The organism is Brevibacillus formosus (assembly GCF_003013405.1).
Taxonomy (GTDB): domain Bacteria; phylum Bacillota; class Bacilli; order Brevibacillales; family Brevibacillaceae; genus Brevibacillus; species Brevibacillus formosus.
The window spans coordinates 105,027-129,367 of sequence record NZ_PXZL01000012.1 but is presented as its reverse complement, the minus strand read 5'-3'; the positions used below and the strand labels follow the sequence as shown (position 1 = coordinate 129,367).

Here is a 24,341-nt window from a genome sequence, read left to right as displayed (position 1 = left end):
TTTTCGCTTCCTGTTTATAATAAAATCGATATCATCACGCTAACGAGCAGACATAAGAGCGAAACAAGATACATCAAACGAATCGTCGCGACAATATCACTTGCCTGCAATGGTCGCTTCGCATCTCCCATTTTTGCCCGATTCGACGCAACACCTTGGTAATAATTCAGTCCCCCGAGCTGCACGCCTAATGCGCCAGCGACTCCTGCTTCCGGCAAACCGCTGTTTGGACTCGGATGCAAATGCGCATCTCTTCTGATCATTGCCCAGCACTGCTTCCCATCCAATCGCTGCAGCCAGCTTGCGGCAACAAGTAACAAAGCTGTCAAACGGGCGGGTATGTAGTTCAGTACATCGTCAAAGCGGGCAGAGGCCCAGCCCAGATTCAGATACTTCTCGTTTTTATAGCCAACCATGGAGTCAAGGGTGTTGGCGGCTCGATACGCCATTGCCAACGGTGCTCCCCCAATTGCTGCGTAAATCAGCGGAGAGACGATCGCATCGACGATGTTTTCCGCCACGGTTTCCACCGCTCCCCGACATACTTCCGGTTCATCTAGCCGCTCTGTATCGCGTCCTACTACCATGGACAAGGAGCGTCTCGCCGCTTCCATATCCCCAGCCACGAGATGGCGGGCAATCTCCATCCCCGCATCGGCCAAGCCTTTTGTCGCGATCGTCGTGGAAATCAACCAGGCACCCAAGATCCAGGCAAGCACCGGATGGATGAACGTCGCTACCCACAAAAGCAGCCAAACAACAGCGTAGCTGCCGCCAACGATCACGAGCGGGAACAGGACTCCTGCCAGCTTCAAATGCGACTCCTCTATGACGAGAGAACGTATGACCCGTTCCAATCGTGTAATCCACCAGCCCATGATGATCACAGGATGCGGCAAGCTCCGGGGGTCGCCTACCACCCGATCAATCAAGTAGGCCGCGCATAGTATCCATACTTCTGTCATGTTGTCCCTCTCTTACTCTTCAGGGGTTGTCGCATCCAACTCTGCCCTGCCGCATCCAAGCATTCCGCTACCAGAGCCTCCCCATGCTTAATGCCATCGACCTGCCAATATCGGTCAGGATTGTTTTCGAGCCACGCGGCCTGAAACCAGCGGATCACGCCGCCATGTGTGACGATGACGACTGTACCGGATGCCTCCTCCTCGCCCGCTCCCTCCAACAAGGAACGTAGCCAACGATCCACGCGCATCCCTAACTCTTCCAGGCTCTCCCCTCGTGGAGGCCGATTTCGAAAAGGATCGTCGTACCACCTCGTGGCACGCACAGGGTCCGACTGCATCAACTCATCGTAGGTCATCAGCTCCCACTCACCGAAAGACAGCTCTCTCAAGGCTGGCTCCGAAATAACCGATAGCCCCCAAGCAGCTGCGAATGGTTCGGCAGTCTGCACGCATCTGAGCAGGTCGCTCGAGTAAATCGCAACAGGTCGTCCGATGAACACTGGTAATTCCTTGGCCAAATCACTCACGTGTAGATGCCCGTGTTCATTCAAAGGAACGTCGCTGTGCCCCAAATATCGATGCTCTCGATTGCTGTCTGTCTCCCCGTGACGTATCCAAACTAGCTTCATAACCACCAGCTCCCGACTAACACCAGCAGAACGACCGCTTCACTGCTTTCAATAACAGCCCCGTAGCAGTCTCCATTTAAACCGCCTAGTTTTTTTGCAACCGAGCTTGAAAACCATAGAGCGAACAACAACGACAGGAAAATAGCTGTGATGACCTGCAAGCCCCCAAGATACCATCCTGCGGCAAACACGATGATGTAGCTCACGATGATAGAGGAAGCGGAAAGCCCGGCGCTGATGCCTTTTCCGATTCCTTTGTCCGCTGAGAGATACGGCCAGAGCTTGATCGCCAAAAGCACATGCGTCCGCGCTGCCACTGGTGCTACGATCAAAAGGCTGCCCCATCCCGGATGTGCGAGCTCTGCGACTGCACCCGCCTTGATCAGCAACAGCATAATCGCAGCAAGTACGCCCATGGCACCTACGCGGCTGTCCTTCATAATCGCAAGGATTTGCTCTCTCGGTCTGCTGCTGCCAAGACCATCCGCGAGGTCCATCCACCCATCCATATGAAGACCACCGGTCACGTAGACCCATGCGATCAGCGTCAAAATAGCGGCGATCCATGGACTAAACAACATCAGTCCTGCCTGATGCACACCCCATAGCAATAAACCGATGACCAAACCAACTGCGGGATACCAATTGACGCTTTTTCTCCATGCCTCCTCTGAAGGACGAAGCCACGGAACCGGAATACGCGTAAAAAAAGAGACCGCGTGTAAAAATGCATTCATCCTTTGATCCTCCACGGTATCCCTGACAAAACCGCGTAGACGGCGTCTGCTTGTCTCGCACTTCTCTGATTGACATCGCCCAGCACATCCGCGAACCATCTGCCCAAACGACTCAAGGCTACCCCGCCCAATCCGACCTCGCTTGTGACAGCAATGACTTTTTGCGGGGAATTCTGAACGAGGGACAGCCATGCCTCTGCCTCCTGCAACAGGGCTTGCGTGTGCGAAGCACTTCTCCATTCCGACTCATCCACGCTCATCAATCGATTACTCACCCATGTGGACAGACAATCGATCAACACCACATCATACTGCTCACGAAATGCGTGGTAATCGGTTAAGCGCTCTCCTACCTCCACACAGCCCCATTCCAGCGGACGACGTGCCTGATGCAGCTCGATTCTTTGCTTCATTTCATCATCCCAGGCCTTGCCTGTCGCCACGTACAGGACTCGACTGCTCAACGTCATCGCAAGCTCTTCCGCGTAGCGGCTTTTTCCTGAACGGACACCGCCTGTTACCAGCACCAAGCTCATCGCTGTTCACTTCCTTCCGCATGAACCTCACGGAGCGCAGCCAGAAGCCGTTCATTTTCCTCTCGTCCACGCACTGCGATTCTCACATCATGTGCGGTCAAACCGGGATACATCGCACAGTTGCGGATCAGTACACCTTTTTTGCCGAGCCGTGCCTGCAATTGTTCGGCTGTCAATCCTTCCGGCGTGCGCAGCAGCAAAAAGTTTGCCTCAGAAGGCCATACCTGCCAGCCCAACTCACTACGGATGCAATCAGTCAAATACGCACGTTCTGCTTTTATGAGCCTGCGCGTCTGTTCCTCGTATGCCTGCTCTTGCAAGCACAGCTCTCCAGCTAATAGGGCCAGTGCGTTCACGCTCCAGGTCACTTGCTTTTGGCGCATTTTCGCAATGACATCCGGGTGCGCAATCGCATAGCCCAGGCGCAATCCCGGGATCGCGTACATTTTCGTCATCGAACGCATCAAAATCACACGGGGATAGCGCTCCAGCTCCGCCGCCAACGTATACTGCCGCTCCTCCTCCACAAAATCGAGAAAAGCCTCATCCACAATGAGCCACGTATTGGTCTCTTTCGTCCATTCCGCCATTTGGCGCAGCTCATCCGGCTGATACAGGATTCCTGTCGGATTGTTTGGTGACCCGACAAATACGAGATCAGACTGCGTAAAAAGCGTGTACAGCTCTGTAGGATCAGGCTTGTACCCGTTCGCTTCCTTCCCAAAGCAGCCAATGACACGGGCTCCATACTGCTCGGAAAGTTGCGCGTATTCCGAAAAGCAAGGATATACCACACCAACTGTTTGCGGCGAAAGACCGAGGATGGCCAATGCCATTGCCTCCGCTGCACCATTGGCAGGCAGCAGCCATTCCTCCGGCACTTGCAGCCGTTTCGCCAGCGCACGACGAAACACACGATGTCCAGGGTCTGGGTAATGCGCTACAGCAGCCAACGAAGCCATCAGCAACTCCCGGACGCTTGCTGGCATCCCCAGCGGATTAATATTGGCACTGTAATCCAGAAACTGCCCGGGCTCTCGACCAAAGCGCTGCGCTGCGGTCAGCAAGTCTCCACCATGACCGTACGTTTCTATTACACCAGCGCTTGTCAAAACTCTACCCCCAGCACGGCTGGAATCCCTTCATCGTAGTAATGCTTGATTGGCTTCATCTCTGTCACCAAATCTGCGATGTCCAAAATCTCCTGCTTTGCTGCCCGTCCCGTAATCACGAGGTGGATATGACTTGGCCTGTTTTGAATCGCTTCCAACACATCGGACAGTGGCAACACATCGTCAATCGGAAAGCGGTCAATCGCCAATGCATTATTCAGCTCATCCAGAATAACGACATCGTATGCGCCGGAAGAGAGCTTCTCGCTCGCAAAAGCCCAAGCTTCTTTCAATGCCTGACGATGCTCCTCCGGTGTCTTCGTCCAGGTGAAGCCGACGCCCATTTGCACGATTTCAATGCCCAATTTGTCGAAAATAATCTTTTCTCCGTATGTTCGCTCCGGCGACTTGATGAATTGAACCATCAGCACCTTTTTCCCGCGCCCTGTCGCTCGCACAGCCAACCCGACTGCTGCCGTTGTTTTTCCTTTGCCGTCTCCTGTGTAAACGAGGGTCAAGCCCCGCTTCTTATCGTTTTTGTCCATCGTGACCACCTCAAAAAGTGACGTATTTTACTCCGTTGTTCCATCCATACTTTCCGAAGCAACAAAACGGTCATGACCGTTTTGTTGACCGCAAGCGGTCGCATCCACTTTTATGAAAAACGTCGAGACGTTTTTCACAGAAAAAAAGCGCTCTGTTTCCCCCCAGTACGTAAGGAAAAACAAAGCGCGGATAGCTGAAAAGCAACAATCCTCACCTCTTCCTTTGACCCGAAGGAAATCAGTGTAAACATAAAACAGGCAGGTCTCCTGGCTCGAGGATCATCGCTCTTCTTCTCCTTCCCGCTCCCGGATGGGCAGTGGATGGCATGGTGCCTTGAAGAACAGCTACTCTCTTACAGTGGCGGGACCGCGTTGGCTTTTCACCAAACTTCCCTTTTAACCTTGCTCCTGCGAATCGGTTTCGCTAAAACAAGGACCTGTTTCTCTTCCATATGTAAATGTCATTCGTTTCGTTGACAAGCACTTGCTTTAATAATAGCAAAAGCTACCGAGGATTCAAGCAAAAGCTGCCGATTCGTCGCAGGTGTCTATTGGCAGAAAATTTAAGATAATGACCGTTTACTTACTTGATGTTTTTCGTTACCCTATTGGCAAAACAATCGAAAGTGGTGTGCAGTCATGCTATTTCCTCCGATTCCAAAAATACCAGACATGGTCCTGCCCAGCCCACTGCCGATCAAGGAATGCGGCGAACCGATGATCCCCCTCTCTTCCCTTGCGGAACAAATCACAGTCTATCCGGCCTACTACCACGAGGGTTATGCTGGAACACAGCCAGAAGCCTTTTTGCGAGAAGGGGCAGCACGCAGGCTCGCCGCGGCAGCCGCGAAACTGCCTGTTGGCTACAAGCTCGTCGTACTGGACGGCTGGCGCTCGTTCGAGGTACAGGCATCGTTGTATGCCCGTTTTCGTGAAGCCTTGCTTCTACAAGGCTGGCAGGAAGGGCCCGCACTCACGGAAGAATTGAGCAAATTCGTCGCTTATCCAACAACGGACCTCTCCAAACCGTCGCCTCACCTATCCGGTGGTGCAGTCGATCTGACTATCGCAGGACCTGATGGCTGGCTGGAGATGGGAACAGCCTTCGATGATTTCAGTGAAAGGGCTGAGACTCGCCATTATGAAGAACTTGTACAGCCTACCCAAAAAGACATCGAGATTCGAGACAATCGCCGACTGCTCTATCATGTGATGGCCGCTGCCGGATTCGTCAACTATCCAAAAGAATGGTGGCATTTCGAGTATGGCACGCGCACCTGGGGACAAAAAACACAGCAAGAGCCGATCTATGGCGGAGTTTTGTCGATGTAAGAAATGAAAAGACCGTCAGCGCAATACCGCCTGACGGTCTTGCTTATTCCTTTATGAAACAATCACTGCATAAAATCCGCCATGATGATCTCCGTATCAAACGGAGTAATCCCTTCCTCCAAGGAAAATACCGTATCTGCCTCTTCAGCTTGATCAGTCAGCTTCCCTCTCGCCTGTGCGTGAAGCATGAACAACTCATGCAGGGTAGGCTTCACCAACGAGGTGAGCGCTCTTCCCATCAGCTCCACCCCTCCGGCATTCGACTCCACATTGTTGGCAAAACGCGGATCGGAATTCAGGGCGATATCTGTCCAAATCACTTTTCTCTCCACGAGATCCAGAATGACCGGGATACAAATCCGCGTGTTTGCGGCGAGATCAATCTTGTCCTGTACCGTCTGTGGCTCGAAAATTTCTCCTGTCTGTGGTGCCGACCGAATCATCCAGCCTGCGTAGCATTCAGGCAAATCGCAATAAGGCTGACTCGTAAACGAATACAGGTTCATGACGACATATCGACCGCCATAGCGGATGACAGAGTCCATATCGATGTCGATGAATTCGCACGCGCCATTGGGAGCCTCCACAATATCCCCGCTATGACACGCTTGATACTTGTCGGAACGCAAATTGGTATAGGAAATATGCTCCATGTACTTCCAGTCTTCGTTATAGAGCACGGCAGACAAATCGATATCGACTCTGCCTGTAGGGACATCGTTGACGAGCCCTTCCCTCCACCACAGGAAAAAGCGAATCGTTCCTCCATCCGGTATCGATAGTCTGGAGCCGCGTGCAATCGTGCGCAGTGCTTTGCTGGCGGATCGCATCGAAAACGGAACGAGATGCTCCTGAAGCCGCGGATCGATGTAGACGTTCCCCAGCGACGGCAATTGGGCAAAACGGTACAACAGCGATGTCCGGCAAATATCCGCTGCCTTCTGTCTGATGTCCTCTGGAAGCCCTGGCACTCGGTTTTCGATTGCCTGTACTTTCGCCACTTGCCCTTTTGGAAAAAAGGTCCGCCATTCCCCGTAGCTGTCCCGTTTATCAAAGTGATTCATGACTTGCAAAAGAACCGGAGTCGATACACCATCCGCAATTTTCTCGAAGGCTGAAAGGACTGGATTCCCCTGCTCCGTCAAACGCAATAAATGATCCAGACGACGGGCAAATTCCCCTGGACGCTGTTCGAGCAGCTTGATCGCCGCATTCACATCCGTACGGACCAGCGCCTGCTCTACTTGGCTATTGAACGTCTCAACCTTGTGATTGTTGCGCAAAATATCGAATGCTTCTGCCGCTTTCGGATAACGATCCTTATATTCAAACGGATGCAAGATTTCCCCGAGACGAATCCATCTGTTTTTGTAACGATTCATGTCTTCTACGATATTCGAGCTGGCCTCCAGCAGACGGAGGAGCAATCTTCTTTCCCCGCGTTTGAACTTGCGAAATTTTGCAGGCTCTGCCAAGCTAACATCCCCATCAGACAGCGCCACCGCCAGACGCAATACATCTGTCGCCGTCTTGCAATGTTGGGCAAAAAAAGCAGCAGGCAGCTTGTCATACTTGAGCAGCAGGCAAGCAGCGATTGCCACGTTTTCCTTTTGCGGAATCTCTGCTGGCAAAGCTTCTGCGATTCCTTCATAGCTCTGAATCAAGCCCTCCAAGTCTTCCCTGTCAGTAGCAGAGAGCGAGCTATTGGAGCCCAGCAAGTTCATTCCTATCTGAATCAGCTCTTCATCTGTGCCCAAATGAATCAGCTTCAGGCGAGATTCTCTCAGCAAAGGCAACCGTTTTTTTACTTCGCTCACAGGAAGGTCCAACGTCAAATAATGAATGATTGCATTTACAAACAGCTCACCCTCGCTAGCCTCCATGACTTGCTTAGGAAAATTCGGATACATCGGCTTGTACTGGCGGGATGCCCCGATCTTTACCTTGAGCACAGTAACCACGTCCGAATAGAGCGCAAAAAACTCTCCTTCCGACAGGGTCCGAATTCTGTCTAATATTTCCAGGGAAAAGGTATAGCCCAAGCTCTCTATATTACGCAAAGCCGCAGCTAAATAAGAGACAGGCAGTTCATGCTGCCCCTGATGTACGATGATTTTATTTTTTCGGCGGAGGTAGATTTGATTTTTCATTGGCATCACGAAAAAATCAGGAAAGCAGTACCCCTCATGGTGACTAAACCTTTCGCTTAGAAGGAAGGTGTACAATAGCCTGATTTTTTATTCCTTTTTGTAATTTTTAACCATCTTACTTCAATTTTGTCAGATGGTAAAGCTCTCTCTCAGGAACGAGACATAAATCCGTCCCCGGACCTAATTCGATTTCATTCCGCTGCCCGTTATTCCGTATTCATCATCCCTGTAAAGTGAGTAGCAGAGTACCAAAAATTCACAGGAGGGAGAACTCCATTCATGAATGCATCTGTTATGAAAAGTCATACTGCACCCCCTTTCTTTCAAGGAGAGAAATGGTTAGTGTATACCGGCTTGCTTGGCTTCCTACTTGCTGCGCTATGCGCAATCTGGGTCATGCTGTACGGGGGATCCGTCGCTCCTAATGGCGATGTCTCGAAAGCGTTTTCCTTTAATGCCGCACTCGGAATATTTTTATTGTCGACAGCCGCAATCATTCCGTTATCTGCCCTGGGCGCGCGAAGCAGAGCTTTCTTTCGCTGGTCTTATATCCTGCTGGCTTTCTATTCTTACGGAGCGGAAACCGTACAAAACTTCCGAGGCGTGGACCCGAGGTTCGTCAAAAATGGCACACCCTTCGACGTCGCTGTCGGTTCCATTTTTACATTTGTGGCTCTTCTTTTGGTCCTCTTTTATGTATTCATTGCCATTCAGTTTTTCCGCAGAAAAGCGTATGAACTACGCCCAGAGCTGGCCGTTGGCATTCGTTATGCAATGCTTGCGATTATGCTATCGTTTGCGGCAGGCCTCTGGATTTCATTCAACGATGGCCGGGTAGTCGGACAGGAAGGGAATATCATTTGGCTCCATGGCATTGGCTTTCACGCGTTGCAGGCAGTACCTTTTGTCGCTTGGTTAGCTGAACGTAAAAAGCATGTGTCCAATGCTCGTACTGGATTCATCCATCTTGCAGGTATCGCCTATTTGCTCGGTTTAGCTGCAATCGGCTGGCAAACCTATCTCGGGCGGGCTGTTTTGGAAATGTCCGTATTTCCGATTCTCGCCGCCGGTTGTTTCTTGGTCGCCTTCTTTCCAATCGTTTTCTTTCTTCTTCAAAAGAACGATACAAAAAAGCTCTACGACACTTCTGATATTCCGAACTAATTGATTCTCCTTATCATTCGTGATACTTTGTTACCAGTACCTGACATTCGGTAACAGAAACGAGGAGATCGATCTATGACAGCACGTATTGGACTTCCTGCACCTGATTTTACGATGGACACCGTGACGTTTGACAACGGATTTCCCCTGCCGAAGAGCTTGGTAGACTATCGTGGAAAATGGCTTCTTTTGTTCTTTTACCCGTTTGACTTTTCGAAAGTATGCCCAACCGAAATCCTCAGCCTCAACCGCCGGATCAAGGAGTTCGCGGATTTAAATGTCGAGGTGCTTGGCATTAGCGGCGACAGCATACATACGCACAAAGCATGGATGAGATCGAGCGAAGGCATAGGTCCACTCTCGTTCCCGCTCGCTTCCGATTACAGCAAAGAAGCAACCCTTGCATACGGTGTGCTGGACGAAGCAACCAAAGCTCCGCTGCGCGGCAGCTTCATCATCGATCCAGAAGGCATCCTGCAATACGCAGTCATTTCCAATTCCAAGGTTGGCAGAAGTGTTGATGAAACGCTCCGTGTGATCGAAGCTCTGCAATCAGGCGGATTGTGCCCAATGGACTGGAAGCCTGGGCAAAACACGATATCCTAATCGATAGACAAAAAACAAAGGCCGCATGATCGCTAGTACAGGATCATACGGCCTTTTTCATTTTTTAATTGACATAAAAAAAATCAGGAAAGCAGTACCCCTAATTTCAAGTTAGGTTAGAAGGAAGGTGTACTATAGCCTGATTCATTCACTCTACCATTATTTATCTTCTTTGTAAATACTTATCTGGATGCGACCGGATACGGAAACAAGTCAACCACACGTATGGTCTCCCCGCTCTCGTTGGTAAACACGACATGCTCTCTCCGAAGCTCGGTCGGACTCTCCAAGCCACATGCTGCTGCCAGCGAGAACAAGCCTTCCCTCAACTGCAAAATATAGTTCATGACACGCCACTGCTTTTCTGCCGGAACCAATGCCTCTTGGTATTTGGAATCCGTCGTAGTGACTCCTGTGGGACATTTACCTGTATGGCATTGCATCGCCATGATGCAGCCAGTTGCAATCATAAAGCCGCGCGCAGAGTTGACGCAATCCGCTCCCAATGCCATGGCGATTGCTACTTTGTCAGGGGTAACGAGCTTGCCGGAAGCAAAAATCCTGATGCGGTCCCGGACGCCGAATCTCCTCATCGTATCATCGAGAATGATGAGCGCAGCGAAAAGCGGCAAGCCCATGCCATCTGCCATTGCTTTGAACATTGCGCCTGAACCACCCTCAGAACCGTCAACCGTAATGAAATCCGGGTAAATGGACAGCTCCAGCATTTTCTCAAAAAAATGCTCCAATCGCTTCGGATCGCCGACGACGATTTTGACTCCCACCGGTTTGCCTCCCGCCTCCTGCAAACTGCCGATGAAACGCAAAGCTTCATCTGGATTGGTGAGGAACTCGAAGCGGTTTGGTGAATTGACGGTTTGTCCCACAGGTACCAGCCTTGCTGCCGCGACTTTTTCCGTGACCTTGGTGCCCTCGAGGTGTCCTCCGCGTATTTTGGCTCCTTGATGAAATTTCAGTTCGAATGCTTTGATGTTCGGAATGCTAGCCTTTTTCTTGTATTCTTCGATCGAAAACTTGCCCTCGTCATCACGGAAGCCAAACATCCCCGGCCCGATTTGCGAAATAATATCTACGCCGGTTGAAAGGTGAACTTCTGCAACGCCACCCTCTCCTGTATTGATCCAAGAGCCACCTGCCATACGTGCCCCATACCCAGTGGACATGATATAGTTCTCTCCCACTGCTCCAAAAGAGGTAGCGGAAGCACCGAACATCCCTTTGAGCCGCCAGGGCTGCCTTCTGTTTTCGCCCACAACAATGACATCCTCGTCATGCAGCATCCACGGCTTAACCTCTTGTTCCTCGATAAACTTTTCTCTTCTTGTAAACAGTCCTTCATGGGTAATCTCATACTTTTTGCCAGGGACGACTTTCTCGTTATCTACCCGCAGCTCACTCGTCAGCCTCGGGAACATCGCATTGGACAAGTAAAAGCCAGGCTTCTCGTAATCGCGTTTTCCACCAAACGAAATCAGGTCGGTCCTGTATTTGGCCGCATAAACCATACCGACAAAGTCAGAACGGGAGAATGGTTTCCCTTCTGTATCCGATTCAAACCAATACTGGCGAAACTCAGGCCCGAGCTTTTCTAGCAAATAACGCATCCACCCCAAAAAAGGATGGGAACGAATAATGGAGTGCTTCGGTTGTTTAGACAGGGCGTACATATAACCGAAAAATACAATGGGTGGCAGAAGAAGGATGATGATAATGACGCATAACAGAGTGGGTACCACTTGTTCTTGTCCTCCCCAACACAATAATCTAGTAAATCATGTCAAGGATAGGATGCAACAAGTTTTCTGTTTTTAATCGTATTTCTCATCATCCTCCCTAATTTGCCCATCTACGATCAATTCCAGCTCCGTCTCAAAATTCAGGATGATCTCTACAGGCAGCTGCTCCGCAACCTCTGCCATGTCAGGAAGAAGCAGTGCATCCTCTAACGTATCAGGCTTCGTTTCCAAATGATCGTACCACTCGCGGATTAGCTCCATCATGCGATAGAACGAAGCCTCAAACTGATTCGCATCGTCCTCCGCGTCGTCCTCGTGGCTCTTTTTCATCCGCTCCCAATATTCCAGCGTCGTGCGTAGTGCTTTTTCTATGTTTGTATCCATTTATCGTCTCTCCTTTTCGTGTCTTCCTTCTCTTCCATTTAGTATGACCGCTTTGATTGCACAATGCCACCTCAGGTGTAATCCTCTCGACCCTTCCATTTTTTCATAATCGTTGCGTTTTTTGACACGTTTTATAGCCCGGTTGAGTCATACGAAAATGAAAAGAGGCTGTTATCCTAAATGTAGCTAGCAGCCGATGATCCGGCAATAAACAAGAGAGCTCTCTAGTGGAATAGGGGAGGATGCACCCTGTCATTACGATGGAAAGATCGAAAATTATCTCTCCCGCTACTTTTCGTCTTCGTCATTTGTATCGTTGCTTTACAGCTGCCAATTACAGCTAAGGCGACGCCTGCGGATTCTGACTCCTTGCAGGCGATGATTGATCAAGCACGCCCTAACGATACCGTTACCATCCCGTATGGTTTGTACAAAGGTCCAATCCGTATTACCAAGCCGATTCAATTGGTAGCCAATGATCCGGTAAAGATCATCAATCCAACCGAGGAAGAGGCAACGCTCACGATTGAAAGCGACAATGTGAGCGTGCAAGGAATCCATATCGTGGACAAACGAATCAACAGTGACGTAGCCGCTCTTGTCATCCGTGGCGATCAAAACTTCCTGGAAAATGTCATTGTTGAAACGAAAGGGATCGGTATTCAATTACGGCAAGCAGACTACAACACGCTGCACAACGTTCAAGTCATCGGAAAAATCAAAGGCGATGGCAGCCCAACGACCAGTTCTGGACATAATCACGGAGCACAGCCCGAAGTAAAGCCAAAACAAACGGAAAAAGCGAAACGAGGAAACGGAATTGACGTGCGTGAATCGGATCATAACCGTTTCATTAAAAATCAGGTAACGAATGTCGAGGATGGCTTTTACGTCGAAAATAGCGATCGAAACCATCTGGAACAAAATCTGGTGACGAAATCGCGGTACGGCTATCATTTCATGGGCACCTCTGATACGACGGTCATCAACAACATTGGAATGGAAAATGTGACGGGCTCCCAGCTTATGGAGTCGCGCAAATTGACGGTTACCGGGAATCAATTTTTGAAACAGCAAAAAAATCCTGGTTCGCAAGGAATTCTTCTCATTACCGTACAGGATACGCTGATTGCAAACAACACGATTGAGGGGAACCGGGTTGGACTGTATTTAGAGCAATCATCCGGCATTACGGTCAAAAACAATTTGCTCAGTCTCAACTTTATCGGCATGCAGTTTTTATCCTCCTCTGACAACGTTTTAACCGATAATCAATTTGTCTCCAACGTCATCCAAGCACAAGCCCAGGATAGTCAGAACAACAACTTAAACAAAAACTACTGGGACAATCTGCAAGGATTAGATGTGAACGGGGATTCCCGCAGTGATTTGCCGTACGAAATGAATCCTTTTTATCTGGGTTTGACCGATGCGGTTCCTGCCTATCAGCTGTTTTTCCAAGCACCGGGATTCGTGTTTTTGGAAGGCTTGTTTACAAGTGGGGCCGGCTCAGCAATCAAGGACGCATCTCCTTTAATGCAACCCTCGGACACCGTTCTAATGGAATCCGGGGAAACGAGCAGTTGGGGTGCAGGCATTCTTGGACTTATCTTGTTAATAGGAAGCTGTTCGATCATTTATATAGGAGTGAGAAAATCATGAACAAAATGAAAAAATGGGGCACAACAATCGGAGCAATTATCGGCATTAGCCTACTTATGGTCGGCTGCGGAAGCGAAGAGCCGAAACCTGTAGATATCGCGGAAGGCGTAGATAAATGCGACCTTTGCAAAATGCATGTTCCTAACGATCACAATGCTACTGAAATCGTCTTAAAAGATGGAAAAGCACTGAAGTTCGATGATCTCGGCTGCATGTACAACTGGACGAAAGAGAATGGAACGGATAACGTAGCTGTACAATTTGTCCGCGATTACTACACAGCAGAATGGACAAAAGCAGAGCAAGCTACCTACGCTTACGACAAAGACTTCAAAACGCCAATGACATATGGCATCTATTCCTTCAAAGAGAAGTCTGCTGCAGACAGCTTCGTTCAGGAACAAAAGAAAGGCATTGTTATGAGTGCGGATGAGTTGAAAAATCATAGCTGGGAAAATGGCATGAGCAAGCACATGAACAAAGACGGTCATTCTTCCGAAGGTCAACATAATGGCGGTCACGAAAGCAAGCCAGCCGATCACGGAAGCAGCAGTACTACCCCAACCACACATAACTAACAGAGGGAGTGGAGTCTTTGCACATCAATCTGATTGCCAAACGAGAAGTGAAGGTAGGCTTTCGCAATCCATGGTCCTACTCGTTTATGGCTCTGTTCTCCCTGTTTAGCTTGGGACTCTTGATCATCCAATCGCAGTCCTACATGAAGGGTTATACGTATACGACTGGTACCATGCTGAATCTGATTTTGTATTTGCTGCCACTGATGACGATGCTTCTCTCCTCTTTTTCTTTGACGGCGGAAAAAGAAGAGGGAAGCTGGCAGCTCCTCTCTACCTACTCCATGACGACCTTTTCGTTCTTGGTGGGGAAATACTTGGGACAAGCACTCGTGTTAGTTGCGATTGTCAGCTTCGGGTATGGGTTGTCTGGTGTGGCTGGCATGCTGTTAGGGAAAAGCTTTGCATTCTCGACTCTCTTGTTTTTGCTTGCCTTTTCCATCTGTCTCATTCTGTTATTTTTAGGAATTGCCATGCTGATTGGCGCCATCAGTAAAAACCGTTGGCAGGCTTTGACAATGGGGGTCAGCATCTGGTTCTTCTATATTCTGGCGTGGCCTACTTTGCTCATCTCAGTGCTCAGCTTCGTCCCTTATACATGGATCAAGCCTCTGCTTCAGCTCGCAACGTTTCTCAACCCAGCGGAGTTTGTACGAATCTTTTCCGTTGCCAGATTAGGCGGTGGCTCGATCTTTGGACCTGAATACTACAAATGGGTGTACTGGGCTGATTCTCCGCTTGGTGATCTCATCTTTGTCGCACTCAGTCTTGTCTGGATCAGTGCGACCTTGTTCATAGCCATCCGGGTATGGGAAAGAAGGTAATGCAATGAATACGTTTGGACTTACCATCGATCAGGTCTCCAAGGAAATCAATGGCAAAACAATCGTCCACCCATTCAGTATGAACATTGAACCCGGTCAGGTCGTTGCCTTATGCGGCGGTAACGGCGCAGGGAAAAGTACGATCCTGCGGATGCTGGTCGGTATTCTCCCGCCTACTTCGGGAACCATTCAGCTAAACGGGTTAAACTGGAACGATAATCGCGTAGAGTATCTTCAAGAAATCGGTTATATGCCGGATCACTTTACGTTTTCTGCTGGACTTACTGCCAAAGAAACGCTCGAATTTTACGCTTCCCTGCGCAATCGAACCCCAGGAGAGGCGGATCGACTGCTGAAAATGGTAGGACTGCATGAAGTGAGAAACAAACGGGTGTCTCAGTTCTCCAAAGGCATGCAGCAGCGTCTCTTGTTTGCTCAAGCGATATTGGCAAAGCCTGCACTCGTCGTTCTCGATGAACCGACCAACGGACTCGATCCATATTGGATGGATGCATTTGTCGATCTCGTGCGCGAAGTAAAGCTCGCGGGTCAATCCGTTCTCTTTACGACACACCAGCTGCAGGTGGCAGATGCGGTAGCGGATCGCGCGATTTTTTTGATGAACGGGAAAATTGTGCGTGATGGGTCGATAAAGGAGTACCAGCAGCAGTACGGGGCAATTGGTTTGTATGGTGCCTTTTCCGAGCTTGTGAATCAGGCAAAGGCATGAATAAAAAACGCGGGAGATTTGATCGTTTTGATCGGCTCCCGCGTTTTTGCTATTTATAGCGCTTTTGCTTCCATATAAAAGACAGATAAAAACTTTTTTACACTAATCCGGCACTTCGTCGTTTTTTCGCCCGCCTCCAGCTCTTGCATCCGTTGGCGAATTTCTTGAAAGTCAAACAGTCGGGGTGCAAAGTGTTCAAAGGTAGGGTTGGCATAATCGGTCAACCCCAATGAGGAAAGATGCGTAAAGGCTTGCAGGACCATCCGGCGAATCCGTTGTTCCATGGCACGCACCTCTTTGGTAATCCCATGCTCATCCAAGCTGGCATGCACCTTCAGCAGAATTTGTGTGTACAGTTCCTTGAGCTGCAATTCGTGCAGCTTGTCTCCTTGTCGCTCATCCTGTACGAGCCATTCCATGATCAATAGCAGATCGGGAGCACCGGCTTCACTCGCGATCCCTAGCTGCAACAGCAGTTTTCTTGCTTTTTGTGCCAGGATATCCTGATCGGACGACTGACTTTTCAAGCCGCTGGTATTCGGTTCTTTTGCTTTGACATCCAGGATTTGCAATGATTTGCGGATGGTTTGCAGAGAGGCTTCCAGCGACAAGTAGTCCGAGACTCGCTTCAGCACAGCCATGACTTCCAAGCGGTTGATCGGCTTTTGAATAAAGGTATCAATTCCTTGCAAATAAGCCTCTCCGATCATTTCCTTGTTTTCCACCTGTGACACCATAATGAAGCGGCCCGCGAAGCCATCTGCCTGCAACTTTTTGATCGTTTGGATGCCATCGAGCCCCGGCATCAACAAGTCGATCAAAATGACATCGACCCCGTACAGTTGATCAATCGATACGTGACTGCCGTCGCTGGCTTGTCCTACAATTTCGCCCAACCCGCTGTCTTGGATAATCCGTTCAAGCATGCGACGCACTACTGCATCGTCTTCAATTAAAAAGAAACGTATCATCGCTTACACTCCCTCCTTTCCGAGCAATTGGTCGGTCGGAATTTGCACTTCTAAATGCGTCATTTGCTTCTGATCAGGCAAAATACGCAAGCTTCCTTGCAGGCTTTGGACAATTCCGCGGGCATGCGTCAGTCCAATTCCGGTAGATGCATTTCCCTGTTCATCGTATTTCGTCGTATACCCGGGCTGAAACACCCATTCCTGCTCTTCCAGCGGGATTCCCGGACCACTGTCAAGTACACTGAACACCAGATGGCGATCAATCAGCTTCACATTCAGCTCAATCCGTCCCGACGCGGGAATCGCCTCTACTGCATTGGCTACCAGATTGTTTAACACGGAGAGCAACGCATAAATTTGGCTTGTGGACAGGTTGACGTTACAGCTCCACTCGATTCGTATATCTTTTCCCAACATCTCTGCGTATTTCTGATTTGCCCGAGCAACCAACTCACACAGCTCTTTGATCGGAAGCTGTGGTGCTAGTCCCTCCTGATTGATCAGCTTGGAAATGCCCGCCAGCATCCGCTGCGAATCTTTTTTCACTTCATGCACATTCTCGGCAATTGTCAAGGCTGTCGGGGATTCCGCATGATCCGAGGTGAGCAGACGCCTGTAGAGCTGGTAGCTCTCTCGCGTGATTTCCTCCAGATGCGTCATCGATTTGCGCAAGTAGAAGGCTTCTTCATACAGCTCCGTATTGATCATCCGCAGACGCTCCAATTCCTGCTGACGCACCTCTCCCACTGCCCGCAACTGCCTGATCGAAAAGCTGTTGTACAAGCCGACAGCAAAAAAGCTGCGCAAGACCCCAAAGAAGAGAAGCATTAAAAAGCTTTGCCAGGTGATCGGCGGAAAATCAGTGAAATACTGCCGTACTTGGATCTCTACCACATTGGAGACGAAATCAATGGATGCACCTATCAGCCCTAACCATAGAGGGAACTCGCGATAGCTACGCGCACGGAGCAAATAAAACAGGACGGTAAAGCTGAAATAGTAAAAGGCGGAGGGAAGGTGCGCAGCCACACTCTCCATGTACGGACGGTACGCAAAAAAGACATCCATTCCGACGCGAAAACCGAAGATAAACGTCCCTGTAAAAAAACCCGTCAACAATACAGGTACAGACGAAAACCACAGCAACCCGAAAAAGAAAGCAGCGATGCCCAAGGAAAAACGAAAAGACCCTCCTACGGGGTTTACCTTCATTTCTCCAAAAAAAGCAGTTGCCAGCATGATAATAAACAGGATCAAAAGGCGTTCTCGCATAGCTGCTCCTTTCATACGGAAAAAGATCTCCTATTCTTATTTTACTAAGAATCGGAGATCTGCAAAGATAGAACGATTAAGCGTGCTTGTTTTCCAGTCGCTTGGAGACGACTGACAACGCGTAGTTGACAACAAAGTACATCACCGCAATCATCAAGAAGGTTGGGATAACGTAGTTGACATTGCGTCCGTTGATGATTTGCGCATGGTTCATCAGCTCTGGCAAAGCGATTACGACGGCCAGCGACGTATCCTTCAAGAGTGAAATGAATTGGCTCACAATCGGCGGAACCATTCTTCTGAGAGCCTGTGGCAGGACAACATGCCACAGTGTCTGGACATAATTCAGACCAGAAGAGCGTGCAGCTTCAATCTGTCCTTTTTCAACCGAGTTTAAACCGCTTCGTACGATTTCCGACAACATCGCTGCTTCGAAAATAACCAACGCCAGAACAGCGGCCCAAAACTTGTCCAGCTTGATTCCCACTTCCGGGAGAGCAAAATACGTAAAGAAAATAATCAACAAGAGCGGCAAATTACGAATCAGCTCTACGATTGTCCCGAGAACTTGCGAGACTCCGGGAATTTTTGCGTAACGCAAAACCCCTACGATAATCGCAATAGTAAAGCTAAAGACAATTGACAAGAAAGCGACCTGCAAGGTGACCCAAAAGCCTTCGAGCAGGAATGTCAAATGACTGGGCGCATAAGCTCCGATAAAGTCCATGATGTCCCGTCCTCCTTAGCGGCTTCCAGCCAAGCGTCGCTCCAAATAGCTAACGAACGCGCTCAACGGAAGGGTCAGAATCAGATAGAAAACAGCTACAAAAATGTACACATCAAAGGTAACAAACGTATCAGCGGAAATCAGGTCTCCAAAGTACATCAGGTCAAGACCTGCAATCACGCCTAAAACAGACGAGTTTTTCACAAGATTGATAAACTGGTTGCCCATCGGCGGGATTACGACCTTGATCGCTTGCGGCAAAATGATATAACGCATCGTTTGTCCGTACGTCAATCCCGAGGAACGAGCGGCTTCTGTCTGTCCTTTTGGAATCGCCAAAATACCTGCGCGGATCGTCTCTGCAATAAATGCTGCCGTATACACTGTCAAACCAAGCGTACCTGCAATAAAAGGCTCCAGCACGATACCAATGGCCGGCAGACCCACAAAAAAGAGGAACACGACGAGAATCAACGGGATATTACGCACAAACTCGACGTAAGCCGTAGCGATCCACTTGAGTGGTCGAATCGGAGAAATCCGAAAGATCGCAAAGAGCGTCCCTAATACAAAGCTCCCGACGAGAGCAAGCAGGCTCGCCTGCAAGGTGTTCCAAAAGCCTTCGAGATACATATCCATGTGATCAAACAAGATAGAAAAATCGATCATCTCTTATGCGATCCTCCTTGTGTGCAAACTTCTATTAGGAATATAAGGGAATGAGCGGCAGAGTAACCGCTCATTCTTTATGGAGTAGAACCGCATTATTTTTTAGGTTTTGTTCCGATCCATTTTTCATAAATCTTGTCGTATTCACCGTTTTCTTTCATTTCTTTCAGCAGATCGTTCACGGTTTTCACGAATTCAGCGTCACCCTTGCTGATTGCAATACCGTATGGCTCTTCAGTGAAGGTCTCTTCTGTTACACGGTAGTTCGGATCTTGCTTCGCCATGCCGTACAGGAGAGCGTTATCAGTTGTCAGCGCGTCACCTTGACCAGCTTTGAGTGCTGTGAAGGCTTCCGCGTAGTTTTCGAATTCAAGTACTTCTACATCAGGAGCACTCGCTCTGATGTTTTTCGCAGAAGTAGAACCTTTTGCGGTCACGATTTTCATGCCTTTTTGCATGTCTTTCAGACTGTTGATTGAGCTGTCCTTTTTCACCAAGAAAGATTGACCTGCCAAGAAGTACACGTCAGAGAAGTCTACTTCTTTTTTACGGTCTTCCGTAATAGTCATCGTTGCGATGATCGCGTCAATTTCTCCGTTTTTCAGCATCGGGATACGCGTTTTGGAGGTTACTTCCTTCAGTTCGATTTTGTTTTCATCCCCGAGTACTTTCTTTGCAATCGCTTTCGCAATATCGATATCGAAGCCTTCTACATTTCCGGTTGCCGGGTCTTTCAAACCGAACAAGTTCAGGTCGTACTTAACGCCGACTACGAATTTGTCTCTTTCTTTGATTTTTGCCAATGTGCCTGTACCTGCTGCAGCTGGTGTACCTTTTGCGCCGCCTTCTGTTGTACTACCACCACCACAGCCTGCCAACGCAGTTGCGCTCAGCATCAGAACGAGACCCATACCTGCTACTTTTTTCCACAGCTTGTTTGCTTTCATCTGAATACCCCTTTTCTCTCTCGTTTTCTTTTTTTAGTGATTCAAAATCCGACTTAAGAACAAACGCGCACGCTCTTCACGCGGACTTGCGAAAAACTCCTCTGGTGTAGAATCTTCGAGAATCGTGCCCTGATCCATAAACACGATGCGATCTGCCACTTCGCGGGCAAAGCCCATTTCGTGCGTTACGACCACCATCGTCATGCCTTCCTTCGCCAGCTTCTTCATGACATCGAGCACTTCGCCGATTGTCTCGGGGTCCAGTGCAGAGGTCGGTTCGTCAAACAGCATGATTTTTGGTCGCATGGCCAATCCGCGGGCGATCGCTACGCGTTGCTGTTGACCGCCAGATAATTGCGTTGGGAGCATTTCTGCCTTTTCCGGAATCCCTACCTTTTCCAAATAGTAGAGAGCGGTTTCTTCGGCTTCCTTCTGCGATACTCCCAGTACCTTGGTAGGTGCCAGCGTAATGTTTTGCAATACGGTCTTGTGCGGGTATAGATTGAAGTGCTGGAACACCATGCCGATGTCCCGACGCAGCTTGTTGATATCGGTGTTTTTATCGTTCACTTTCACCCCGTCTACCACCAGTTCTCCGCTTGTAACCGTTTCCAATCTGTTGATGCAACGAACCATCGTGCTTTTACCCGATCCTGACGGGCCAATGACCACGACGACTTCTCCCTGGTTGATATGCAGGTTGATGTTCTTGAGGACATGAAAGCTTCCATAATGTTTATTTACTTGATGAAAACTGATCAACCTTAAATCCCCCCTTGCTCTATGTCTTATTTTGTATACTAATGTCGAACTACTCAAAACTACTGAAAAAGACAAAGAAAAGTTTTTCTGTTTACAATTTTCTAATAACACGCAATAAAAAAACAAAGTGAACCTACCAGTCGAATGGGAGCCAATATATCATGTAAGACCTGAATGGAGGCCGGCCTATGAAAGAGGAAAACCTAAAGCCTTGGCTCATCCGGATGCGCCAAGGAGAGGAAGAAGCTTTTCAAGAAGTCTATCGAGCAACTCGCACGTACGCCTACAACCTGATCTATTTTCTGGCGCCGCACAAACAGGATGCAGACGACATGATGAGTGAAGTGTACGTAGAGTTGATTCGAAGCATCGACAGGTACGATTTGGACCAGCCCTTTATCCCATGGTTCAACGGATTGATTGTGCGGCAGGTTCGCAACTGGAATCGAAGCATTTGGCGAAGATTCCGCCTGCTGGAGCGGGTAAAGGAAAAAGGCTACGAAGCACCTGTTGCAGGTATGGAGGATAAGCTGGGGGCGATCAGTGATGAGCTGGAGGTCATTCCCGCCGTAGAGAAATTATCCTTCAAGCTCAAGGAAATCGTCGTACTGCGCTACTATCAGAACTGTTCCTTGGAGGAAATTGCCGCGATTCTTCAAATCCCGCTCGGAACGGTGAAATCGAGACATCACTTGGCGATGAAAAAGTTGAGAGAGCATTTTGAGCATCGAATCAATCGTGAGGAGGCATCTTTTCATGTTCATTGAAAAAAAGCTGAGAAATGAGTATGAGTGGGCAGCGCGAAGGGTCCACATTGATCCTGCACTGGACAGCAAAATCGAACGAATAGCCAAACAGGAGTTGGCTGGCAAGCGGCGTTTGCACAAAGGGATGCGCTTTCGTCCAAAGCTGGTACATGTTGCAGCAGCGTTCGCCCTCACCACTGGTTTTGGTTATGCTACGCACAGCTTGTTGTACAAAATTGATGAAGGCTCTGTCCGTATGGAAGTTCAAGCACGCAAGGATTTTACATTGACGCAAATAACCCCTAAAGAAATACGGCTGGAATTGGAAAACGTAGAAAACAAACTGGCAACAGGCGAAACGGCCCTCGTCTATTTCGCAGCGCTTGCAAAAGAGAAGCACCCTCTCTTTCAACAAAACCCTATGATCGGCATAGAAAAGCCGGATGTCGTGAAAGATTGGAAAGCATGGACTGCCGTCCTCAGTGAAGAAGCTTCTCTCTCACATGCTTTGCCACACCAGCTTCCTGATAGCTTTTCATTCCTTGAAGGCAAACAAGGCACCCCCTATGGTGTCATGATGGGTCAAGAAGGACAGCAGTGGCTGCATGAGCTTCAAGAAGAAAGCAAGGCAACAGGTAAAAATGTCGTGTGGAAAGTCGTTCCACAAGCGGCTTCTCCTATCGAAGCGTATACCAGTCTGTATGAGAACGAGCAAAAAGAGCGCATCTTTGTTACGGTAGAGAAATTCCCGAAAGAACAGCTAGATGTACAACTGAGCACACCAGAAACAACGAAATACGACGAAGTAACCGTCAGCGGAAAAAAAGCGCATTACACGAAAAACGACCAGTTCTTGTTTAGTGAATCCGGTCAGTATCAAGAGCTGTCTTGGTTGGATCAAGCTGGAGAGCAACCGATTATGTATCGTGTAGCTACCGATTCGCCAACGGTTTCCAAAGAAATGCTGCTCCAGGCTGCAAAAGCAAGCCAGCAGTAACAATAGGAAAAAAGATAAAAAAAACCAGTTCAACGCTCTTTACGCGATGACTGGTTTTTCCCATTTAACCTATTACGCATTCAGATCATACAGTCCTGGACTGTGCTCATTTGGCTGTTCCGGCATAATAGGAACCGGGAAGCCCTCAGGCGGCGGAACTACTTCCAGACTGCCGCCATTTCTACTCGGCGACTGTCCGTTGAAGATTTCTCCAATACGAGTGTTGTCCAATCGGAAATTGAACTGAGCGTTGTGGAAGCCCATTTCTACATACTTGCGGCACTCAGGATACTTGTTGATGTCGTAGTTGGGGATAGGGAACAGCTTGCCCCAGTTCACGCCTAATGTCTCCAGTGCCTTTGCGAAGGCGTTTTGATGGGCGTTATCCCGAACAATTAGGAAAGCAAGCGTTTCACGGAATGTTTTGTTCGAGCTCATTTCGTAAATTCGTGACTTTTGCAGAACACCCGTAGATTCCAGCACGAGGTTGTCGAGAAGATCACTTATCAAATTGCCATGATTATACACATAATTCCCCATCCATGGATTTCCTGCTGCATCGACAGGTAAGGAGCTTTGCGCACCCACGATGAAATGGTGAGGGTTTGCGTGCTTGACTGCCTCATCAAGCGGTGCTCCGTCAACCCCAGCATTTCCGGGAACCTCTTCACCACTCCCCGTCAGCAATTGATTGATCGTGTGCTGTACGAGCTCCACATGCGCTATTTCTTCCAAAAAAACACCCCGAAGCAAATCACGATACGGTATGGCATTCCCACGGAAATTGTTAGCCTGGAAAAAATATTGCATCATGGTGCGCATTTCTCCAAAACGACCACCCAAAATCTCCTGGATGACTTTAGCTGCCGCCGGGTCTGGTTTATCTGGAACAATCATATTAATCAAATCTTCCTTGTAAAAGTACAAAATGCATGACCTCCCACCAAAGTAGATGAATGCTACGTCTTAGTTTGGATGATGACAATCTACTTTAACCGGAAAAAGCAAGAAAACGGCACTTGAATAAACCCGACTACTTTGTAAAACAGTAAGAACCATATGATGAAGGACTATTTTTTCACACTGTCGCTAAAGGAGAATAAAAATGACTCGATTTTTAATTAAGATGGCTGTTAACGGGATTATTGTTGTCGCTTCTTTATGGTGGTTTGCAAATGCATCCTGGACATCCTCAATTTTAGCGGCACTCGGTTTGACCGTCATCGCATATCTGATTGGCGATCAATTGATATTACGAGCTACCAATAATGTTACGGCCACGATTGCAGATGCGGTGATCGCTGCTATTTACTTATGGGCAGTTGCCAGATGGCTGGATTGGCCATTAAGTTTTGGCGAGTTAATCATTACGGTAGCTCTTTTAGGTGTGGCAGAACTTGCGTACCATCGCTTTTTGGGTATATACGATCATAATCGTATCCAGAAAGAACCCGGAAAATAATTCTCCTCTTCCTTTGAGCGGATATATCCTGTCCCTCTTGTAAATCTTATCTTTGGGTTACATCACAAAGTTAGGAG

At 48.8% G+C, this 24,341-nt stretch carries 26 protein-coding genes and 1 riboswitch; of the genes, 10 read left to right on the top strand and 16 right to left on the bottom strand.

The features are described from left to right. Positions 1-14 precede the first annotated feature (14 nt). From cbiB to cobO, 6 genes are read right to left on the bottom strand one after another with little or no spacing between them, the layout of a single operon-like run. Entirely contained in the window at positions 15-965 is a 951-nt protein-coding gene (gene cbiB, locus C7R91_RS12190; protein WP_047070503.1) for an adenosylcobinamide-phosphate synthase CbiB, read from the bottom strand. Further along, positions 962-1,594, bottom strand: a complete 633-nt coding sequence (locus C7R91_RS12185; RefSeq protein WP_047070502.1) for a histidine phosphatase family protein — start codon at positions 1,592-1,594, stop codon at positions 962-964. Before C7R91_RS12185 ends, cbiB begins: the two co-directional genes overlap by 4 nt. Then, entirely contained in the window at positions 1,591-2,331 is a 741-nt protein-coding gene (cobS, locus tag C7R91_RS12180) for an adenosylcobinamide-GDP ribazoletransferase (RefSeq protein ID WP_047070501.1), read from the bottom strand. The genes C7R91_RS12185 and cobS overlap by 4 nt, the downstream gene beginning before the upstream one ends. Then, positions 2,328-2,867, bottom strand: coding sequence for a bifunctional adenosylcobinamide kinase/adenosylcobinamide-phosphate guanylyltransferase (cobU, locus tag C7R91_RS12175; RefSeq protein ID WP_047070500.1), 540 nt, complete (start codon positions 2,865-2,867; stop codon positions 2,328-2,330). The genes cobS and cobU overlap by 4 nt, the downstream gene beginning before the upstream one ends. Further along, a complete protein-coding gene (gene cobD / locus C7R91_RS12170) occupies positions 2,864-3,979 on the bottom strand; it encodes a threonine-phosphate decarboxylase CobD (protein ID WP_047070499.1) in 1,116 nt (371 codons plus the stop codon). Before cobD ends, cobU begins: the two co-directional genes overlap by 4 nt. After that, a complete protein-coding gene (cobO, locus tag C7R91_RS12165; RefSeq protein ID WP_047070498.1) occupies positions 3,976-4,524 on the bottom strand; it encodes a cob(I)yrinic acid a,c-diamide adenosyltransferase in 549 nt (182 codons plus the stop codon). Before cobO ends, cobD begins: the two co-directional genes overlap by 4 nt. 240 nt (positions 4,525-4,764) lie before the next feature. Then, a riboswitch (cobalamin riboswitch) is annotated at positions 4,765-4,980 on the bottom strand. 183 nt (positions 4,981-5,163) lie between these two features. On the opposite strand from cobO, the gene C7R91_RS12155 reads away from it, so the two are divergent. Continuing rightward, positions 5,164-5,856: a M15 family metallopeptidase gene (locus C7R91_RS12155; RefSeq protein ID WP_047070497.1), complete on the top strand. Its 693-nt coding sequence runs from the start codon at positions 5,164-5,166 to the stop codon at positions 5,854-5,856. 62 nt (positions 5,857-5,918) lie between these two features. Here C7R91_RS12155 and C7R91_RS12150 read toward each other — a convergent pair whose 3' ends face one another. Beyond that, on the bottom strand, positions 5,919-8,006 hold the full coding sequence (locus C7R91_RS12150; RefSeq protein WP_047070496.1) for a TerD family protein: 2,088 nt from the start codon (positions 8,004-8,006) through the stop codon (positions 5,919-5,921). A gap of 279 nt (positions 8,007-8,285) precedes the next feature. On the opposite strand from C7R91_RS12150, the gene C7R91_RS12145 reads away from it, so the two are divergent. Together C7R91_RS12145 and C7R91_RS12140 are read left to right on the top strand one after the other, a co-directional pair. Next, a complete protein-coding gene (locus C7R91_RS12145) occupies positions 8,286-9,170 on the top strand; it encodes a hypothetical protein (protein ID WP_047070495.1) in 885 nt (294 codons plus the stop codon). A 75-nt stretch (positions 9,171-9,245) separates the two neighbouring features. After that, on the top strand, positions 9,246-9,776 hold the full coding sequence (locus tag C7R91_RS12140; RefSeq protein WP_047070494.1) for a peroxiredoxin: 531 nt from the start codon (positions 9,246-9,248) through the stop codon (positions 9,774-9,776). 182 nt (positions 9,777-9,958) lie between these two features. On the opposite strand, the gene C7R91_RS12135 is transcribed toward C7R91_RS12140, so the two are convergent. Together C7R91_RS12135 and C7R91_RS12130 are read right to left on the bottom strand one after the other, a co-directional pair. Further along, on the bottom strand, positions 9,959-11,533 hold the full coding sequence (locus C7R91_RS12135; protein ID WP_047070493.1) for an FMN-binding glutamate synthase family protein: 1,575 nt from the start codon (positions 11,531-11,533) through the stop codon (positions 9,959-9,961). A 72-nt stretch (positions 11,534-11,605) separates the two neighbouring features. Beyond that, on the bottom strand, positions 11,606-11,917 hold the full coding sequence (locus tag C7R91_RS12130) for a hypothetical protein (RefSeq protein ID WP_047070492.1): 312 nt from the start codon (positions 11,915-11,917) through the stop codon (positions 11,606-11,608). Between the two features lie 369 nt (positions 11,918-12,286). On the opposite strand from C7R91_RS12130, the gene C7R91_RS12125 reads away from it, so the two are divergent. The 4 genes from C7R91_RS12125 to C7R91_RS12110 are packed head-to-tail and all read left to right on the top strand — an operon-like array spanning position 12,287 to position 15,711. Beyond that, entirely contained in the window at positions 12,287-13,579 is a 1,293-nt protein-coding gene (locus C7R91_RS12125) for a right-handed parallel beta-helix repeat-containing protein (RefSeq protein WP_047070491.1), read from the top strand. After that, positions 13,576-14,157, top strand: a complete 582-nt coding sequence (locus tag C7R91_RS12120; protein WP_047070490.1) for a nitrous oxide reductase accessory protein NosL — start codon at positions 13,576-13,578, stop codon at positions 14,155-14,157. Before C7R91_RS12125 ends, C7R91_RS12120 begins: the two co-directional genes overlap by 4 nt. 17 nt (positions 14,158-14,174) lie before the next feature. Next, positions 14,175-14,981, top strand: a complete 807-nt coding sequence (locus tag C7R91_RS12115) for an ABC transporter permease (RefSeq protein ID WP_047070489.1) — start codon at positions 14,175-14,177, stop codon at positions 14,979-14,981. A 4-nt stretch (positions 14,982-14,985) separates the two neighbouring features. Continuing rightward, positions 14,986-15,711 (top strand): ABC transporter ATP-binding protein, encoded by a 726-nt coding sequence (locus C7R91_RS12110; RefSeq protein ID WP_047070488.1) that lies wholly within the window; start codon positions 14,986-14,988, stop codon positions 15,709-15,711. Between the two features lie 53 nt (positions 15,712-15,764). On the opposite strand, the gene C7R91_RS12105 is transcribed toward C7R91_RS12110, so the two are convergent. The 6 genes from C7R91_RS12105 to C7R91_RS12080 all read right to left on the bottom strand — a co-directional run bounded on the left by C7R91_RS12105 (position 15,765) and on the right by C7R91_RS12080 (position 21,059). Next, positions 15,765-16,682: a response regulator gene (locus C7R91_RS12105; protein ID WP_047070487.1), complete on the bottom strand. Its 918-nt coding sequence runs from the start codon at positions 16,680-16,682 to the stop codon at positions 15,765-15,767. Positions 16,683-16,685: 3 nt separating this feature from the next. After that, entirely contained in the window at positions 16,686-17,954 is a 1,269-nt protein-coding gene (locus C7R91_RS12100) for a sensor histidine kinase (RefSeq protein ID WP_047071245.1), read from the bottom strand. Between the two features lie 76 nt (positions 17,955-18,030). Further along, the gene (locus C7R91_RS12095; RefSeq protein ID WP_047070486.1) at positions 18,031-18,681 is read right to left on the bottom strand and encodes an amino acid ABC transporter permease; all 651 of its coding nucleotides are present in this window, start codon (positions 18,679-18,681) and stop codon (positions 18,031-18,033) included. Positions 18,682-18,696: 15 nt separating this feature from the next. Next, on the bottom strand, positions 18,697-19,350 hold the full coding sequence (locus C7R91_RS12090) for an amino acid ABC transporter permease (protein ID WP_047070485.1): 654 nt from the start codon (positions 19,348-19,350) through the stop codon (positions 18,697-18,699). Positions 19,351-19,445: 95 nt separating this feature from the next. Beyond that, positions 19,446-20,297 (bottom strand): transporter substrate-binding domain-containing protein, encoded by an 852-nt coding sequence (locus C7R91_RS12085; protein ID WP_047070484.1) that lies wholly within the window; start codon positions 20,295-20,297, stop codon positions 19,446-19,448. 33 nt (positions 20,298-20,330) lie between these two features. Then, the gene (locus C7R91_RS12080; protein ID WP_047070483.1) at positions 20,331-21,059 is read right to left on the bottom strand and encodes an amino acid ABC transporter ATP-binding protein; all 729 of its coding nucleotides are present in this window, start codon (positions 21,057-21,059) and stop codon (positions 20,331-20,333) included. Between the two features lie 188 nt (positions 21,060-21,247). On the opposite strand from C7R91_RS12080, the gene C7R91_RS12075 reads away from it, so the two are divergent. After that, positions 21,248-21,826 carry a sigma-70 family RNA polymerase sigma factor gene (locus C7R91_RS12075; protein ID WP_047070482.1) on the top strand — a complete coding sequence of 193 codons (579 nt, stop codon included), beginning with the start codon at positions 21,248-21,250 and terminating at the stop codon, positions 21,824-21,826. Next, positions 21,816-22,802 (top strand): histone H3 family protein, encoded by a 987-nt coding sequence (locus C7R91_RS12070; RefSeq protein ID WP_047070481.1) that lies wholly within the window; start codon positions 21,816-21,818, stop codon positions 22,800-22,802. The genes C7R91_RS12075 and C7R91_RS12070 overlap by 11 nt, the downstream gene beginning before the upstream one ends. Before the next feature lie 72 nt (positions 22,803-22,874). Here the strand turns inward: C7R91_RS12070 and C7R91_RS12065 are convergent, their stop codons facing one another. After that, the gene (locus C7R91_RS12065) at positions 22,875-23,729 is read right to left on the bottom strand and encodes a manganese catalase family protein (protein WP_047070480.1); all 855 of its coding nucleotides are present in this window, start codon (positions 23,727-23,729) and stop codon (positions 22,875-22,877) included. Positions 23,730-23,907: 178 nt separating this feature from the next. On the opposite strand from C7R91_RS12065, the gene C7R91_RS12060 reads away from it, so the two are divergent. Beyond that, positions 23,908-24,264 (top strand): DUF2512 family protein, encoded by a 357-nt coding sequence (locus C7R91_RS12060; RefSeq protein WP_047070479.1) that lies wholly within the window; start codon positions 23,908-23,910, stop codon positions 24,262-24,264. Positions 24,265-24,341: the final 77 nt, after the last annotated feature.

Bases quoted from the DNA above. Each gene is read 5' to 3' on its own strand.
- C7R91_RS12105 (WP_047070487.1), bottom strand. From the start codon at position 16,682: ATGATACGTTTCTTTTTAATTGAAGACGATGCAGTAGTGCGTCGCATG.
- cobU (WP_047070500.1), bottom strand. From the start codon at position 2,867: ATGAGCTTGGTGCTGGTAACAGGCGGTGTCCGTTCAGGAAAAAGCCGC.
- C7R91_RS12070 (WP_047070481.1), top strand. From the start codon at position 21,816: ATGTTCATTGAAAAAAAGCTGAGAAATGAGTATGAGTGGGCAGCGCGA.
- C7R91_RS12140 (WP_047070494.1), top strand. From the start codon at position 9,246: ATGACAGCACGTATTGGACTTCCTGCACCTGATTTTACGATGGACACC.
- C7R91_RS12155 (WP_047070497.1), top strand. From the start codon at position 5,164: ATGCTATTTCCTCCGATTCCAAAAATACCAGACATGGTCCTGCCCAGC.
- C7R91_RS12100 (WP_047071245.1), bottom strand. From the start codon at position 17,954: ATGCGAGAACGCCTTTTGATCCTGTTTATTATCATGCTGGCAACTGCT.
- C7R91_RS12150 (WP_047070496.1), bottom strand. From the start codon at position 8,006: ATGAAAAATCAAATCTACCTCCGCCGAAAAAATAAAATCATCGTACAT.
- C7R91_RS12085 (WP_047070484.1), bottom strand. From the start codon at position 20,297: ATGAAAGCAAACAAGCTGTGGAAAAAAGTAGCAGGTATGGGTCTCGTT.
- cobO (WP_047070498.1), bottom strand. From the start codon at position 4,524: ATGGACAAAAACGATAAGAAGCGGGGCTTGACCCTCGTTTACACAGGA.
- C7R91_RS12130 (WP_047070492.1), bottom strand. From the start codon at position 11,917: ATGGATACAAACATAGAAAAAGCACTACGCACGACGCTGGAATATTGG.
- C7R91_RS12120 (WP_047070490.1), top strand. From the start codon at position 13,576: ATGAACAAAATGAAAAAATGGGGCACAACAATCGGAGCAATTATCGGC.
- C7R91_RS12110 (WP_047070488.1), top strand. From the start codon at position 14,986: ATGAATACGTTTGGACTTACCATCGATCAGGTCTCCAAGGAAATCAAT.
- cbiB (WP_047070503.1), bottom strand. From the start codon at position 965: ATGACAGAAGTATGGATACTATGCGCGGCCTACTTGATTGATCGGGTG.
- C7R91_RS12185 (WP_047070502.1), bottom strand. From the start codon at position 1,594: ATGAAGCTAGTTTGGATACGTCACGGGGAGACAGACAGCAATCGAGAG.
- C7R91_RS12090 (WP_047070485.1), bottom strand. From the start codon at position 19,350: ATGATCGATTTTTCTATCTTGTTTGATCACATGGATATGTATCTCGAA.
- C7R91_RS12060 (WP_047070479.1), top strand. From the start codon at position 23,908: ATGACTCGATTTTTAATTAAGATGGCTGTTAACGGGATTATTGTTGTC.
- cobS (WP_047070501.1), bottom strand. From the start codon at position 2,331: ATGAATGCATTTTTACACGCGGTCTCTTTTTTTACGCGTATTCCGGTT.
- C7R91_RS12075 (WP_047070482.1), top strand. From the start codon at position 21,248: ATGAAAGAGGAAAACCTAAAGCCTTGGCTCATCCGGATGCGCCAAGGA.
- C7R91_RS12095 (WP_047070486.1), bottom strand. From the start codon at position 18,681: ATGGACTTTATCGGAGCTTATGCGCCCAGTCATTTGACATTCCTGCTC.
- C7R91_RS12145 (WP_047070495.1), top strand. From the start codon at position 8,286: ATGAATGCATCTGTTATGAAAAGTCATACTGCACCCCCTTTCTTTCAA.